Origin of the sequence: Intrasporangium chromatireducens Q5-1, assembly GCF_000576575.1 — a bacterium.
Classification (GTDB): Bacteria; Actinomycetota; Actinomycetes; order Actinomycetales; family Dermatophilaceae; genus Intrasporangium_A; species Intrasporangium_A chromatireducens.
The window spans coordinates 1-1,201 of the sequence record NZ_AWQS01000483.1 but is presented as its reverse complement, the minus strand read 5'-3'; the positions used below and the strand labels follow the sequence as shown (position 1 = coordinate 1,201).

Sequence of the window (1,201 nt, the reverse complement as noted above, 5' to 3'; positions counted from 1 at the left end):
CTCCCCGGGCCCCATGCAAGATCGAGGTTAGTGGTGTGGACCCACTCGTTCTTCGCCTTGATGAGGCCGGTCTTCCGATCTCGCCCGAGCAGGTCCTGGAACGATCCGAAGTAGACCAGTGGCCGAGTCTTGTCCGCCTCATCTGGGCTGCCCCCGGTGGCCGAGGAGAGGTACTGCCAGCCGTCGAAGTCGGCGTGAGACTCCAGGTCGGTCTGCCAGGCGTCCTCCACTGCGGGCTTGAAGGTGACCACGAGGATGCGTTTGGCGCCGAGCCGCTTCGCGAGTTGGTAGGAGGCGAAGGTCTTCCCGAAGCGCATCTTGGCGTTCCACAGGAACCGTGGCACCGCGTGAGAGTCCTCGGCCCAGATGGACTTGTAGTAGCCCTCGGCCTTGTCCACGGCGCTGGCTTGCTCCGGGCGCATCGGAAACTTCTCATGATGGGTTCCACTGAGCTTCACGCCTGTGCGAAGCTCAGTGATCGCCGTGCGCACATCGTCTGGGGTGCACCACATCCACTCTCGCGCTGAGCCGAAGATCGGGTTCTCGAAGCCCTTGTCGATCAGCCGTTGGCGCACATCTGAGTCGCGAAACACCGTCCCGTCGCCTCGTTCGGCGAGCTCATCAACGTGCAGCGTGTATGCCTGCTGCATCTGCCCCTGAGACTCGCGGATGCGCGCGTTCACATCCGCCTTCGTCGTCTGGCCCACCTTGAGAAGCCCCGCGTAGCCGACTGGTGGGTCGTTCGGCGACCATGCGTAGATTCGCAGTCGCGCCTCGGGCTTCTTGGGGAGGAGTTCGTCAATCTCCCGCTTCACTCGTCCGCCTCCATCGGGCGAACGATCCGCTCGACGAAGTCGATCTCGTCTTCCGAGAGTCCGTACTTCTCGTAAAGATCATGATCGTTCCAGTCTCGCGTCCAATCCTGGGTCGGAACGAAGGCATAGACCTTCCGCGTGGTGTCCTGCGAGGGCTTGTGAAGGAGGATGAGAAAGCGCGTCAGACGGCAGCGGAGGTACGACAGCGCGCTCTCCGCCTCTCCTCGTGTATCGAAGGTTCCGATGCAGAGGTACGTCTCGGAGGAGATGCTCCCGCTCTCGCCAAGGAAGGGAGTGCTGATGATCCGATGGGGATAGGTGTCCTTATTTCCCGTGCCGGGCGCGGCGCGGCCAACGTAAACCGGCTCTTCGAAGTTAACCGGGCA

At 62.4% G+C, this 1,201-nt stretch carries 1 protein-coding gene and 1 pseudogene; both read right to left on the bottom strand.

What is annotated here, in order from left to right; all coding sequences use genetic code 11:
- On the bottom strand, window positions 1-815 hold an 815-nt coding region (locus N864_RS22380; RefSeq protein ID WP_034722788.1), incomplete at its 3' end, for a GIY-YIG nuclease family protein.
- Window positions 812-1,201 (bottom strand): annotated as a pseudogene (locus N864_RS25295) (hypothetical protein); the annotation flags it as partial. The gene N864_RS22380 and the pseudogene N864_RS25295, both read right to left, overlap by 4 nt.